At 68.3% G+C, this 12,628-nt stretch carries 16 protein-coding genes; 15 read left to right on the top strand and 1 reads right to left on the bottom strand.

The window, feature by feature from the left end; all coding sequences use genetic code 11:
* The 8 genes from ACRDPS_RS01500 to ACRDPS_RS01465 all read left to right on the top strand — a co-directional run.
* A partial coding sequence (locus ACRDPS_RS01500; protein WP_431499845.1) for a DUF6093 family protein occupies nt 1–369 on the top strand: 369 nt, incomplete at its 5' end.
* Nucleotides 369–731 (top strand): hypothetical protein, encoded by a 363-nt coding sequence (locus ACRDPS_RS01495; protein WP_431499844.1) that lies wholly within the window; start codon nt 369–371, stop codon nt 729–731. The genes ACRDPS_RS01500 and ACRDPS_RS01495, both read left to right, overlap by 1 nt.
* A complete protein-coding gene (locus tag ACRDPS_RS01490) occupies nt 731–1,138 on the top strand; it encodes a hypothetical protein (RefSeq protein ID WP_431499843.1) in 408 nt (135 codons plus the stop codon). Before ACRDPS_RS01495 ends, ACRDPS_RS01490 begins: the two co-directional genes overlap by 1 nt.
* Before the next feature lie 62 nt (nt 1,139–1,200).
* A complete protein-coding gene (locus ACRDPS_RS01485; protein WP_431499842.1) occupies nt 1,201–1,446 on the top strand; it encodes a hypothetical protein in 246 nt (81 codons plus the stop codon).
* Between the two features lie 4 nt (nt 1,447–1,450).
* Nucleotides 1,451–1,987, top strand: coding sequence for a hypothetical protein (locus tag ACRDPS_RS01480; protein ID WP_431499841.1), 537 nt, complete (start codon nt 1,451–1,453; stop codon nt 1,985–1,987).
* Between the two features lie 70 nt (nt 1,988–2,057).
* Nucleotides 2,058–2,279 (top strand): hypothetical protein, encoded by a 222-nt coding sequence (locus ACRDPS_RS01475; protein ID WP_431499840.1) that lies wholly within the window; start codon nt 2,058–2,060, stop codon nt 2,277–2,279.
* A complete protein-coding gene (locus ACRDPS_RS01470) occupies nt 2,279–2,890 on the top strand; it encodes a hypothetical protein (RefSeq protein ID WP_431499839.1) in 612 nt (203 codons plus the stop codon). The genes ACRDPS_RS01475 and ACRDPS_RS01470 overlap by 1 nt, the downstream gene beginning before the upstream one ends.
* Nucleotides 2,891–2,928: 38 nt before the next feature.
* The gene (locus ACRDPS_RS01465) at nt 2,929–3,306 is read left to right on the top strand and encodes a hypothetical protein (protein ID WP_431499838.1); all 378 of its coding nucleotides are present in this window, start codon (nt 2,929–2,931) and stop codon (nt 3,304–3,306) included.
* On the opposite strand, the gene ACRDPS_RS01460 is transcribed toward ACRDPS_RS01465, so the two are convergent.
* Nucleotides 3,303–3,518, bottom strand: a complete 216-nt coding sequence (locus ACRDPS_RS01460; protein WP_431499837.1) for a hypothetical protein — start codon at nt 3,516–3,518, stop codon at nt 3,303–3,305. The genes ACRDPS_RS01465 and ACRDPS_RS01460 overlap by 4 nt on opposite strands.
* A gap of 61 nt (nt 3,519–3,579) precedes the next feature.
* On the opposite strand from ACRDPS_RS01460, the gene ACRDPS_RS01455 reads away from it, so the two are divergent.
* The 7 genes from ACRDPS_RS01455 to ACRDPS_RS01425 form a co-directional block, all read left to right on the top strand.
* Entirely contained in the window at nt 3,580–6,903 is a 3,324-nt protein-coding gene (locus ACRDPS_RS01455) for a hypothetical protein (protein ID WP_431499836.1), read from the top strand.
* Nucleotides 6,900–9,335 carry a hypothetical protein gene (locus ACRDPS_RS01450; protein ID WP_431499835.1) on the top strand — a complete coding sequence of 812 codons (2,436 nt, stop codon included), beginning with the start codon at nt 6,900–6,902 and terminating at the stop codon, nt 9,333–9,335. Before ACRDPS_RS01455 ends, ACRDPS_RS01450 begins: the two co-directional genes overlap by 4 nt.
* Before the next feature lies 1 nt (nt 9,336).
* On the top strand, nt 9,337–10,368 hold the full coding sequence (locus ACRDPS_RS01445) for a hypothetical protein (protein ID WP_431499834.1): 1,032 nt from the start codon (nt 9,337–9,339) through the stop codon (nt 10,366–10,368).
* Nucleotides 10,365–10,802 carry a hypothetical protein gene (locus ACRDPS_RS01440; RefSeq protein WP_431499833.1) on the top strand — a complete coding sequence of 146 codons (438 nt, stop codon included), beginning with the start codon at nt 10,365–10,367 and terminating at the stop codon, nt 10,800–10,802. The genes ACRDPS_RS01445 and ACRDPS_RS01440 overlap by 4 nt, the downstream gene beginning before the upstream one ends.
* Nucleotides 10,803–10,851: 49 nt before the next feature.
* Complete coding sequence (locus ACRDPS_RS01435; protein ID WP_431499832.1) at nt 10,852–11,184, top strand: hypothetical protein; 333 nt, start codon at nt 10,852–10,854, stop codon at nt 11,182–11,184.
* Between the two features lie 204 nt (nt 11,185–11,388).
* Nucleotides 11,389–11,607 carry a DUF7681 family protein gene (locus tag ACRDPS_RS01430; protein WP_431499831.1) on the top strand — a complete coding sequence of 73 codons (219 nt, stop codon included), beginning with the start codon at nt 11,389–11,391 and terminating at the stop codon, nt 11,605–11,607.
* Nucleotides 11,607–12,628: peptidoglycan recognition protein family protein (locus ACRDPS_RS01425; protein ID WP_431499830.1), on the top strand; the 1,022-nt coding region annotated here is incomplete at its 3' end. The genes ACRDPS_RS01430 and ACRDPS_RS01425, both read left to right, overlap by 1 nt.

Raw genomic sequence — 12,628 nt, 5'->3', positions numbered from 1 at the left:
GAGGCCCGCATGACCTCCCGCTGCACCATCCGCCGCATGACCGGAAACATGGTCATCGACGAGGACAACCAGCAGGTCCCCGAGTGGGAAGTCATCCACTCCGACCTCCCCTGCCGCATCGCCTCATCCCCCAACGCCTCCCGCTCCCGGACTCAGTCCCCCGGTGAGGCCGAGCTCGAGCGCGCAACCCCTCACCTCCACGTCCCGGCGAGCACCACGGACCTGACCGACAACGACCACGCCGAGATCACCTCTGGCGTTGTCGCTGGCACCGTCCTCCGCCTGCTGGAGACCGACTGGACCGACCAGGCCACCGCCCGCCGTGTCCCCGTCATGGCCGTCGAGCGCCCGACCGAATGGAGCGCCTGATGGGTATCCGCGTCGAGCACTCCCTGGACGACCTGGCCGCCGACCTCCGCACCATCGCGACCACGACGAAGCCCCGCATGGTCGGCATCGTCCGCGACAACGTGGCCTTCGGTGAGCGCACCGCCCAGCGTCTGGCCAAGGAGTCTTCGGGTCCCCACGGCCTGAACTACTTCAAGCGCATAACCTCCGAGATGACTGGCGACCTCGAGGGCGAGTACGGCCCGCACGACGGCAACATGATCGGTGGCGGCTGGCGTCACGGCGAGAACACCGACCTGCCGCGCTCGGCTGACATCATCGGCCCGAAGTTCGCCGGCGACGTGCATGACGAGGTCGACACGATCTTCTGGCCGGGTGCCTGATGCCGCCGACCATCAGCGCGTCTCTCGCGTGGGATGCCGTGACCGCGCTGCTGACACCCGCGATGCCCGCCGGCGCCAGCGTATACGCCCCCGGCACCGTTCCCGGCGCTGACGGCAACGCGGGCACCCTGCCGCAGAAATGGATGCAGCTCACCCTCGAGCGCCGCTTCACCGAGACCGCGCACGTCGGTCGCACCCGCACCGCCTTCCGTGCCTACCTCCGCGCAGTCGCCGACAACGAGCACAACGCCGACGACATCCTGACGCGCGGTTGCGAGGCGATCGAAGAGGCGTTGCTGGTCATCGACGGCGAGACCTCTACTCCGGTCGCGCACGAGACCACACAGGCCGTGAAGCCCGACGACGGCAAGCACTCGGGCATGGCCTCCTACACCTTCACCCTGTAGCCCATCCACTCCCTCAGGCCCCGTCAAACGGCGGGGCCTTACCCATGCCCAAGGAGCACTTCATGTCCCAGCAGGAACTGGTCCGCGTTCGCGTGGGCGACCGCGAGTTCAACGTCGGTGCGGCCTACGCCAAGGCGAAGAAGCTCGAGGTCCTCAAGGACGAGGCGACCCACCTGGCCGACGGCAGCCCGAGGCCGGAGACGGCCCGCGGTGGCCGCCCGGTGAAGCCCACAGTCTCCGTCGCAGAAGCGGCGGCCAGTAAGGCGGCGGTCATCGACTCCGAGTCCGCCCCGAACAAGAAGGGGTAACCCGATGACCATCTCCATGCCCGCAACCGTGAAGAGCTTCGGCAACGAGTCTCTCCAGGTGCTCACCGCTGCTCCGGCCTCGAACGCGGCCGTCATCCTCGCCGAGATCACCGCCAGCGACAACATCACCTGTCACGTGGTGGGTGACTGGTACGCGACCGCGGAAACCAACAAGGTCGCCCGCCAGCGCAAGATGTGCCAGACCAAGACCACCGAGGCTCTCGGTGTCTCGACCTGGCAGACGCCCGACCTGATGTACACCTACCTGCCGCAGTCGGTGGGTACGCCCGCCACGGCTGGCAACGAGGCCTACGAGGCGCTCGTCGAGGGTGCGACGGTCTACCTCCTGCAGCGTCTCGGCAAGGGCGGCAAGACCGCAATCACCACGGGGGACGAGTACCTCCTGTGGCCGGTCGAGCTCGGTCCGCAGGTCCCCGGCCCGTCCGCTGACGACGAGGGCGGCGAGTTCATCATGACTCAGACCTGCGCCTTCGCTCCGGGATACGACGAGCCGATCTCCGGCACCGTCGCTGCGGCCTGACCAAGACGACTGCGGCCCGTTTGCCTGAGCGGGCCGCAGTCTTCATCAGGCATCAGGCATGGAGCATCACATGGCACACGTACTGATCCACCACGACGCGGACGCCCCGAAGGCGTCCCTCGTCGTCGATGGCGTCGACCTCACGCGGTCGGTCCTGGACCTGCAGGTTGCGGTCTGCCCGGACGGCTTTGACAAGCCGTCCGTCGTCACCGTCGAACTGGCGGCCGACGTCCTGGACCTCGACGTCCCGCAGGCCCTGCTCGACGCGATCGTGACGAAGGCAGGCCTCTGATGGCCAAGTCTCTCGCCGACCTGCGCACCCAGCGCCCCAAGACGCTCCCGACGCGCGAGATCCCGATCTGCCTCGACTGGGACCTCACCAACGAGATGGTGCGCATCGAGACCGAGCTCGGCGATCTCCGCATCGCTGCAGCAGAGGCGCGAGAGAAGACCACCGCGAAGCCGAAGATGGGCGACGGACCCGACCCTCGCATCACCGAGGCCGAGGAGAAGCTCAAGGCGCTGCTCGACCAGCAGCGCGACTCCACCGGCATGCTCACCGTCAAGGCCATCCACAGCGGCGAGTGGGCGCTGTGGAAGGACGAGCACCCTGTCCGCTGGGCTGGCTCTGGCGACGACCGGGTGATGAACGAGTCTGACCGGCAGATCGGCTACGGCCTGGTGGACTCCACCGCGCTGCTCTCGGAGCTCGGCCGCTGGCTCCACCTGTGGGAGGGCGACGAGGTTGCCGTCGAGGACCGTACCGCGGTGCTCGAGGCCATCTCTCCCGGCGACCAGAACGAGATCTGTCGCAAGGTCATCCTGCTGCAGGAGGGCTCGACGACGTTGGCCCCAAAATCGCAGAGCGCCTCATCGACGACGGAGGATTCCGCCGTCAGCTGAGGCTCGCGCGAGAGCTCGGGATCTCGCACAAGCGGCTCATGGGCTGGGAGCCGAAGCGCTACACCGTCACCGACGAGGACGGCGCCCAGGTCACCACGACCGAGGTCGAGTGGGAAGACTACGAGCGCGACAAGATGCTCGCGCTCGACCTCCACGACGAGGCCGTCTGCGACGGCTGCGGCGTCCACACGTCGCGGATGCGCAAGGACGTCGACTTCTACACCTTCACCGATGCGCAGTGCCCGACGTGCGCCGGTGCGGACATGTACCAGCGTCACCTGGCAGCCAAGGACAACGGGCACGAGAAGACGCTCCCTGACTCGCTGGACGAGAACGCGAAGGCCGGAGTGCCGCGCCCGGGTGATGGCCGGAAGGTCTACATCAAGGCGCAGACGGCCGCGGAGGCCAGTGGCTAGGCCGCCATCAGCAGCAGAGCACCGACGACCCAGAAGAGGGACAGCATCCCTCCGGCGACCATGATCTGCCGCCCCTCGACCTTGCGGCCCCTGGTGTAGGCGTCCACGCCGATGCAGAGCCCGACGAACGGGAACAGCACTACGAAGATCCATCCGGCAGTCACGTACCCGGATGCGTTCTGGCCTGGGGTTTCGGTGGGAGTTGTCGTCATAACCAATCACGGTACGCCCCATGGGGCATGCCGGACATAGCCCAGATGGGGGGTGTGAGCGATGGCAACACGCACTGAGCGGGTCCGTCTCGTCCTCGACGACAAGTTCTCCACCGGCGCCGCTCGTGCTGCCGCTCAGGCCTCCCTGCTCTCGGGCAGCATGGACCGGCTCGGCGACAACGCCGAGCGTGCGGGCATCTCCACCCGTCGCCTCAGCGCTGACGTCACCAGCGGCACCTCGGCATTCCGCCGCGGTGCCGCTGACATCGATCATTTCTCGGGCCGCCTCAAGGTGATGGCCCAGGCGAGCGCGCTCATCGGTCCCGCCCTCATCCCGCTGGCCGGCTCCGCAGTCCCGGCCATCACCGGCCTCGCCTCCGGGCTCGGTGCCGCTGCCGGTGCCGCTGGTGTCGCGGCGCTCGCGTTCAACGGCGTCGGTGACTCTCTGGACGCGCTGAACCAGTACCAGCTCGACCCGACCGCCGAGAACCTGGCGAAGCTCGAGCAGGAGCTGGACCGTCTCGGCCCGGCGGGTGCCCAGTTCGTGACCTTCCTGGACTCCATCGGTGGCGACCTCGAGCAGCTGCAGCGGGTCGCAGGTGAGGGCATGTTCCCCGGCATGGAGCAGGGCATCAGCGACCTGTTGACCCTGCTGCCTCAGGTCTCCGACATCGTCTCGCGCATCGCCACCGAGATGGGCGACCTGTCCGCGGTGGCTGGCGAGGCGCTCTCGACCGACGCCGACTGGGGCGAGTTCTTCAACTACCTCCAGACCGACGCCGCCCCGACCCTGGACGCCTTCGCGCGCTCGGCGGGCAACGTCGCTGCCTCCTTCGCCAACCTCATGGTGGCCTTCGCCCCGCTGTCTCGTGACTTCACGGCGAACATGCTGGAGGGCTCGCAAGCGCTGCGCGAGTGGACGGCCAACGGCGAGAACCTCGAAGGGTTCATCGACTACATCCGCTCGGTCGGCCCGCAGGCATCCGAGTTCCTGGGCGCACTCGTGGATGCCATCGTCGCCCTGACCACAGCCCTGGCCCCCTGGGGCTCGACGGTCCTGCCGATCCTGACCGCGGTCCTGCAGGTCTTCACGGCCATCGCGTCCTCGCCGATCGGCCCGCCGCTGGCAACCGCCGCTATCGCCATGCTCGCGTTCAACAAGGCCGCCACCGCAGGAACCGCCATCATGGGCCGGGTCACCCCCGCCATCAGTGGTGCGCGCTCATCTCTCGGTGGCATGCGCACCGACCTCGGGACCCTGGCCGCCGGATGGGGCACCGCTGGAGCCCGCACTGAGCGCGAGTCCGCCCGGATGAGCGCCGCGGCCGGACGAGTGAAGTCGAGCATGGCGGGCATCGGAAAGGGTGCCGCCCTGGTCGGTGCCGTCGGCATCGCCGCCTCTGGTGCAGCCTCAGGCATCGGCCTCCAGAACACGGCCATGCTCGGCCTCGCCGGGACCATGGCCGGTCCGTGGGGCGCTGCTGCTGGTGCTGGCATCGGTCTGATTCTCGACTACAAGGCCGCCCAGGCAGAGGCCGCACAGGGGGCGCTGGGGTGGGCCGACGCTCTCGATCAGCAGACGGGCGCTCTCACCGAGAACAACCTGGCCCAGGTCGAGAGCAAGATCTCAGCTGACCAGCTTGTCGCGCTCGAGCAGGCAGGTATCAGCGTCACCGAGGTAACCGAGGCGGTCGCCCAGGGCAAGGACGCCTGGATGGCCTACTTCGACGCATTGAGCCCGGAGAAGCAGGAAGCGATCCTCAACACCAAGGCGGGCTTCTTCGACGGCAACCTGAACAACCAGCTGATCAAGATGGGCGAGCTCGCCGACGACGGTGCCGCCCGCTTCGACATCCTTGGCAATGCGACCTCGAACTTCGCCGAGGATGCCTCTGCCGCCGCCCGTGCCGCTGAGGTGCAGTCCGCGGCGATGCAGGCCCAGCGCAACGCCGCCCGCCAGACCGCCAACCAGTTCATCAACCTGGGCGACTCCCTCGATGACGCCAAGGTCTCCCTGGGTGGCTGGCTCGCGGAGATGGAGAAGTCGGCCCGCGACCTCGAGCGCTTCGGCCAGAACGCCGCCCGTGCCGCACGCAAGGGCCTCGACCAAGGCCTCATCGCCTCCCTGAACGAGGCAGGTCCCGCCGGCGCCCGACGCATGGCCCAGCTCGCCAACGCCACCGACGCCCAGATCGCCCGCGCGAATGCCGCATGGCGCCGTGGGCAGGACGCCATCCGGAACTACGTGAACATGCGCGTGCCTCCGAAGAAGATCACCGTGGACATCGGCAACGCGGTCTCCAACGTCCGCGCGGTGCAGGCGGTCATCGACTCCCTGCGCGGCAAGACGGTCACGGTCACCACCATGCAGAAGTCCATCTACATGGCGGGCAAGCAGTCCAGCCTCGTGCCCGACGCCGATGGTGGCTTCCACCTCAACGGCACCAAGATGTTCGCCGACGGCGGCTTCGGCACGGATGGCCGCTACTACTCCCGCCGCCCGATGATGGTCGACGGCGGCGCGAACATCCTGTGGGGTGAGAAGGAGACGGGCTGGGAGGCCTACATCTCCGGCAAGCCCGGCGAGCGTGAGCGCAACCTGGACATCCTCGCCATGGCCGCCGACCGTCTCGGTGCCTCTATCCTCCCCGCCGCTGCCGGTCGCATCACCGCCTACGCCAACGGCGGAGGCCGGGTCGCAGGCTTCGGCAACATGGTCCACTCCCCGCGCGGATGGGCCGAGGTGGCGCGTTCCCTGGACCGTCACGGCAAGTCCCTGGACCGTGCGGCCGGTCGCATCGAGAAGTCGATGAACCGCACCGAGAAGGCCATCGACAAGGCCAAGAGCAGCCTGGACTCCTGGACCCAGAGGCGCGACCAGCTCCGGTCCTCGGTCGAGGGCTCCCTGACCCGCGACTGGTTCAGCGGCGGCTCGGACAGCGTATGGGGCGGCGGCGCACAGTCCGGCACCGCGGCCTTCGCGCAGCAGCAGTGGAAGCAGCAGGCTGCCGACGCCCAGCAGCTCACCCGGGTTATCGCGAACCTGCGTAAGAACGGGGCCAGCGACAACTTCGTGGCCGAGATTCTGCGGTCTCAGGACCCGCTGGCCGCCGCGAAGATGTTCAACGAGCAGTCCAAGGCCGGGATGTTGCAGTCCCAGCGGCTGTTCCAGACCGCACGCCACGCCACCGTGGCGTCCTCGCTGTACAGCACGGCCATCTACGCCGACGAGCAGCGCCGCGCGACCTCAGAACTGTCGGGGCTGCGTCAGGACCTGTCCACGTTGAAGGCGCAGCTGAACCGCAACCACAAGCAGGCCGAGGCGACCCGTAAGCGGGAGTCGGCCGCAGCAGCAGCAGGCAAGGGAGCGAGGGACCGGCGATGACGTCACTGTGGTTCGATGACCTGAACTTCCTTCTGGCTGACGCAGCCGAGGAGGCAGCGGCGATTGCCACCGACGGCTTCTTCTTCGAGGCCGCCGGGAAGGACGACGGCACCGAGCTGACCAACGCCGACGCCATCGTCTCGACGGTCACCTCGGACCTGTTCGACGGCGCATCGCATGAGGTCACCGGCTGGGAGTCGGCGACCCTGCCGTTGAAGGTCGAGATCGCATCCCCGACCCGCGCCGGGCTCGATGCCGGGGCCGCGCGCCTGATCGCCACCTGCCGAAAGCCTGGCATCCGGCCGCTGACCCTGACCCCGGACGGCGGCGCGCCCACGGTCTATGACGTGGTCATCGCGACCTCGAAGCACATGTACGACGACCTCGAGAGCAAGCGGCTCCACCGGCGCGCGTACATGCTGACCCTGAGGTGCAAGCCGTTCCCGCGCTCGCAAACCGCCGTCAGCCTCCCCGGGCTCGCCGTCGGTGGCGCGTACAGCGAGACGGTCGTCGCCACGGGTGCGGCAACGACAGGCTGGTCCACGACGAGCCGCTACGTCACCCGGCGCAACCTGTTCCTGAACCCATCGTTCGAGAACACCATCGGCATCTCGCCCTGGACGCTCTACACGAACACGTCCGACGGCAAGGTCATCACTGACGGCGCGGCACCCGACCCGACCAAGGTCGCCCGGATCACCGCCGACGCGCTGTCTGTGGGGGAGCGCTCCTACCTCTACTCCACCGTCATCTCGGTGAACCCGGGGCAGGAATACCCGTTCGCCGTGGCGGTCAAGGCTGGGCATAGCGGGATGACTACCGGCGGTGTCAGGGTCGCCTGGTTCGACGGCTCGGGCAACACCCTTGGCCTGTCCGAGGACATCTCGGCGGCCGTGACGACCTCGGGATACACCACGGTCAGCGGCTCTCTCACCGCTCCGGCGGGCGCGGTCATCATTCGGGCCTACCCGTTCGTGCAGGCGGGCTCCACGGTCCCGGCCGGGCAGTTCTGGTACTTCGACGCCGGCGCCGCGATCGACCTGGAGACCGTCGCCACCACGACCTTCTTCGACGGCGACAACGCACCCTCTGGCGGGCTGACGTACTACTGGGGGTCCGGGCAGGGAGTCAATGGAGTCTCCATCGAGACCGGCCTCGGGGCGGTCACCGCCTCGGGCGGGGACGTCTTCCCGCACGGCTCGACCTCGACTGTGCCTGTGATCGACGCGGAGGGCGTGTATGTCAACCTGACCTACACCAACTCCATCGACGTGAGCAGCCACCGCTTCATCCGGGTCAAGGCCAAGCAGCCACTCACGCTGGAACTGGACGGCATCCCCGCAAGCCACCTGGCCAGCGGCACCTCGGGCTCGTACTTCGTCTACCACTTCGCCGTGCCGTCCAGTCTGACGACGACCGTCTCTACGGCGAAGCTGACGGCCGCCTTCGTCCCGAGCTGGTCCGAGGCGCGTCTCGACGTCAACGAGATCGCGACCGTGTCCGGCCTGACGACGGGCACCGGCCGCGCGGTCTCCCGTGCGGTGTCCCTCGTCGGCTCCATGCCTGCTGAGGCAACCATCGAGGTCACCAACAACGGCAACCCGCTCGGGGACCACCTCGTCATCCACTCCGGCTCCGAGGTCGGCGGCTTCACGCGACTCCGCGCCTACCGGACGGACGGACACACCCAGGCTTCGAACGCAGCCTCGGTATCCGGGTTCACTTCGGCCATGTCGGAGGAGTCAGACGCCGCCATAGAGACGTTCCAGGTCCCCGTGTCCCAACTGCCGGAGGCGACCTACCTGTTCACCGTGCTTGTCAACGGCGCGGTGCTCACCGTTGGGGAGACCGATACCTTCACCTACCGCGCCAGCGTCATCGAGGACCCGGGCGGGACACCTGTCGAGCACAGCGTCGTAACCGGAACAAGAGAGTTCAAGGCCACGGCCACGACACACCCCTACTTCCCGCTTGACCTCGGCCTGCTCAACCTCCCGGCTACGCACGTCGCGGTCAGCGGAACCAACTCGGCGGTTGTGCAGGTCCAGCTCTGGAAGAACGACGACACCGGGTCCTGGGTAATCGACGAGGCATGGCTGGCCGACGTCGACAACGGACAGATCTCCACCATCGACTTCGCCGCTGCTGGGCTCTCCGGCGAGGTCACCAGCCTCGAGATCATCCCCGCCGCAGCCGACCGCCCCCAGCAGCAGTACCTCGCCCACTCCGGCACCGCTCCGAACACGACCGTGCGCGAGATCATCCCCACCGGATGGGCCGCCCACCGCTTCGACCCCGCCGACGGGGACGCACAGGTGAACGTCATCAACACGGCCACCACGCCCGGACTCTCGGTCGCCATCGAGTTCTTCCCGCGCTGGGACGTCTACGCCGCGGCGCTGGCCACCGCCGCGGAGCCGATGGAGGCCTGAGGTGCCGTCCAACGCCCAGCGCCCCTGGATCCGAGTCGCTGGCATCCCCGCCGAGACGCACGCCCCGACCGGCGAGATGGTCATCGAGCACCGCCACCCCTTCGGCTGCTGGGAGGCGGCCTGGTCGATGGCGCTGCGTCCCCGCCAGCGTCTCGCGGGGATCGTCAAGGGCGCCAAGGTCGAGGTCCTGCTCGGGTCCCTGCAGATCTGGGCAGGCACCCTGACCGAGATGAACCGTGGAGACGGTCGCTTCGTCGCCTCCGGGTCGGCACGCCTGGCCGAGGCCGCGCCCGCCATGAACTCCTCGGGGATGACAACCACTGTTCCTGACACCGCCATCGACGAGGCCATCGCGCTCGGGTGGCTCGACTGGACCCGACCGACCTCCATCTCCAGCGTCGCCTACGCCGGAACCGACTCGTCCACCGTCGATGGCAGCGACCGCCTCAACGCCGTGGCCGCCCTGCTGGATGCCTACACCGCCGAGAACAGCCTGCGCTGGGGAGTCGACCCCTACCGCCGCGTCTACGCCACCGCCGACCCGACCGCCGTCACGTGGGACATGCGGCCCACGACGCAGGTCCTCGCCTCGGCGTCTGACCGGCTGGCCGGGACCATCGTCGCGCGCTGGGCCAACTCCTTCGGCACCAAGGCCACCACGACCACCGGCTCCGGGCTCCCCGTCGTCCCCGTCAGCCTGCTCGAACGTGGCGGCCTGACCTCGGCGCGGGTGACCACCATCTCCGACGCCATCTTGGCCCGTGCCGCCTCGGCTGCCGGTGCCGTGGGTGCCTTCGAGATCGGCGCCGACCAGGTCCGTGGCCGCCCCCACCTCGCGCGCATCGTCGCCGGGCAGCGGGTCCGCCTCCTGGGCCAGTTCGACCCCGACTCGGGCGTCAGCACCACGCCGTCGATCGTCTTGGGCATCACGTCGTGGAACGTCTCCGAGCGGGCCGTGACCTGCACCCCGGTCGACGCCACCGCACGCGACCTGGCCTCCATCGTCGCCGAGCAGGGAGGGACGCTCGCATGAACCCCTTCGACGGAACCAAGGCGAACATCGGGGTCATCCGCTTCAACTCGCGCGGCGTCAACTTCGCGCAGCCCGCCGTCACCACCGAGGCCAACGTCTGCACGGCGACACTCGTCAACCCCGTCAACGGGCGCATCTACAGGGCGACGGGATACGGGCTGGTCCAGTCCAACGCCGCCGCAGGGTTCACGGTGAACTACCTCAAGCACGGCGATAGCGCGTCTGTCGGCGGCACCGAGTTCGCCCGCCACTACCAGGACCACCGCGTCGCCAACCGGACCGAGGGCGTCATGTTCTTCGGCGAGTTCACCTACACCGGGACTACCGGAGCGACCACCTACAACGTCGTGCTGACCATGTCCGGCGGCGGCGGCACATCCACCTCGCGCGGCGACCTTAACCCCATGGTGCTTGTCGTCGACGAGATTCTCTGACCCACCACGACCCCGCCGCAACCCGACGGGGCCCAACGAGAGGCCACCCTTGCCCGAGCAGATCCCCGAAGGCTCCGTCGTCATCACGCCGTCCGAGCAGTACCAGCGCACCGCGGAGCAGTTCGGCACCATCACCGAGCAGCTCTCCGGCATCAAGCAGACGCTGAACCCGGTCGCCGCACAGGTCGCCGAGCATGACGCCTATCTCAACTCCCTACGCCTCGTCGGCCTACCGGAGTCGTTGACCACCATCAAGGGCAAGGTCGAGGGCGTCGAGCGGGTCCAGTGGCGAAGCATGGGGTTCTCGGCAGGCATCGGTGCCGCCGTCGCACTCGTCGGCGGCGCCCTGGTGCAAACAGCCATGAAGGCATTCGGCGGCTAGTCATGGACCAGCGGCCACCCGAAGACAGAGATCGTCTCGGAGCCCTGAGTCACGACATGCCCTGTGGCCACTGCGGTCACCCCGGCCACCACGGCCTCTTGTGCAGCGAGTCCTGCGACTGCCGAGCACACCACTGACTCGACCCCCGTGCCAGGGATGTGCGCGGGGGTCGACCTACATCCCGAACATCCCTGAGGAGACACCATGCAGCCCAGCGACATCGAGCACCGTTTCGCCTTCCATGCGGCATCGACGCAGGAGAAGCGCGACGAGCACACGAGCGTCCGGCAGAACTGCCGCGCCCTGGCCGACTTCATCAACGAGAACGTGCCCGAGGGTCGCGAGAAGGCCTTGGCCATCACGCACCTCGAAGAGGTCATGTTCTGGGGCAACGCGGCGATCGCTCGGGCGGGTGACGAGTGATGGCAAACCTGCCGAGCAACCTTCCCAGCATCCTCAGGGACGCCGGGCTGAAAGTCGTCGAGGTCGATGGCTGGAGGGACCGTGGGCGACCCGGCTCCTTCGCCCCGGTCGGCGTCCTGTGCCACCACACGGCCACTCGGAAGTCGTCCAGCGACGCCGCCGTGGTCCGCCTGCTTCGCGTAGGTCGCAGCGACCTCCCCGGCCCGCTGTCACAGATCGGCCTCGCGCGCAACGGCACGGTCTACCTCATCGCCGCCGGTCGCTCGAACCACGCCGGTCGAGCGAAGTCGTCCGGAACCGTCGCGGCCGGTGACGGGAACACGCTCTACATCGGCATCGAGGCGTTCAACGACGGCGTGGGTGAGCCCTGGCCCATCGTCCAGCGCGACGCCTACGAACTGCTCGCCGCCGTCCTCTCCGTCAAGGTCACCGGCAACAGTGTCAACACCGTGCGCGGCCACAAGGAGACCAGTGTCACCGGGAAGATCGACCCGACCTTCAACATGTCCGCCTTCCGGGATGCAGTCGGCGCGGAGATGAACCGCCTCAAGAACCCGACCGCCCCAAAGCCGGAGGTACCCGCCGTGACCTGGACGACCCCGATCGACAAGGACCCCCGCCCCAAGGCCGGTGCCATCACGCTCCAGACCGCGACCGCCAACGTGCGCGAGTTGCCCCGCCACGACGACACCATCGAGGCCACCTTCAACCGTGCCGCGACCGGCTGCCAGCTGGCCGGCTTCCAGGAGACCGGCAACGACGTCTACGTCCGGGCCATGCGTGCGGCGCTGGAGAACCACGGATGCCACGGCCTGAGCGGCGACCCGCAGCACAACGTCTCCATGGCCTACGACAAGAAGCTCTTCCGCCACGTCGCCTCCGACTACTGGAAGCTCTTCGACGGGGAGGCCGGTATCAGCCACACCCGACACGGCCTCTGGGTCGAGCTCGAGATGCTGGCCGACCCGTCCTTCCACATCATCGTGACCAGCGTGCACTACCCCTCGGGCGGCTTCTCCCC

This window comes from Nocardioides sp. (assembly GCF_050699375.1).
Classification (GTDB): Bacteria; Actinomycetota; Actinomycetes; order Propionibacteriales; family Nocardioidaceae; genus Nocardioides.
Note: the sequence above shows the minus strand (reverse complement) of the source record. Positions and strands in the feature narration are given on the sequence as shown.

Bases quoted from the DNA above. Each gene is read 5' to 3' on its own strand.
- ACRDPS_RS01460 (WP_431499837.1), bottom strand. From the start codon at position 3,518: ATGACGACAACTCCCACCGAAACCCCAGGCCAGAACGCATCCGGGTAC.
- ACRDPS_RS01465 (WP_431499838.1), top strand. From the start codon at position 2,929: ATGGGCTGGGAGCCGAAGCGCTACACCGTCACCGACGAGGACGGCGCC.
- ACRDPS_RS01475 (WP_431499840.1), top strand. From the start codon at position 2,058: ATGGCACACGTACTGATCCACCACGACGCGGACGCCCCGAAGGCGTCC.
- ACRDPS_RS01495 (WP_431499844.1), top strand. From the start codon at position 369: ATGGGTATCCGCGTCGAGCACTCCCTGGACGACCTGGCCGCCGACCTC.
- ACRDPS_RS01450 (WP_431499835.1), top strand. From the start codon at position 6,900: ATGACGTCACTGTGGTTCGATGACCTGAACTTCCTTCTGGCTGACGCA.
- ACRDPS_RS01485 (WP_431499842.1), top strand. From the start codon at position 1,201: ATGTCCCAGCAGGAACTGGTCCGCGTTCGCGTGGGCGACCGCGAGTTC.
- ACRDPS_RS01470 (WP_431499839.1), top strand. From the start codon at position 2,279: ATGGCCAAGTCTCTCGCCGACCTGCGCACCCAGCGCCCCAAGACGCTC.
- ACRDPS_RS01430 (WP_431499831.1), top strand. From the start codon at position 11,389: ATGCAGCCCAGCGACATCGAGCACCGTTTCGCCTTCCATGCGGCATCG.
- ACRDPS_RS01490 (WP_431499843.1), top strand. From the start codon at position 731: ATGCCGCCGACCATCAGCGCGTCTCTCGCGTGGGATGCCGTGACCGCG.
- ACRDPS_RS01455 (WP_431499836.1), top strand. From the start codon at position 3,580: ATGGCAACACGCACTGAGCGGGTCCGTCTCGTCCTCGACGACAAGTTC.
- ACRDPS_RS01440 (WP_431499833.1), top strand. From the start codon at position 10,365: ATGAACCCCTTCGACGGAACCAAGGCGAACATCGGGGTCATCCGCTTC.
- ACRDPS_RS01480 (WP_431499841.1), top strand. From the start codon at position 1,451: ATGACCATCTCCATGCCCGCAACCGTGAAGAGCTTCGGCAACGAGTCT.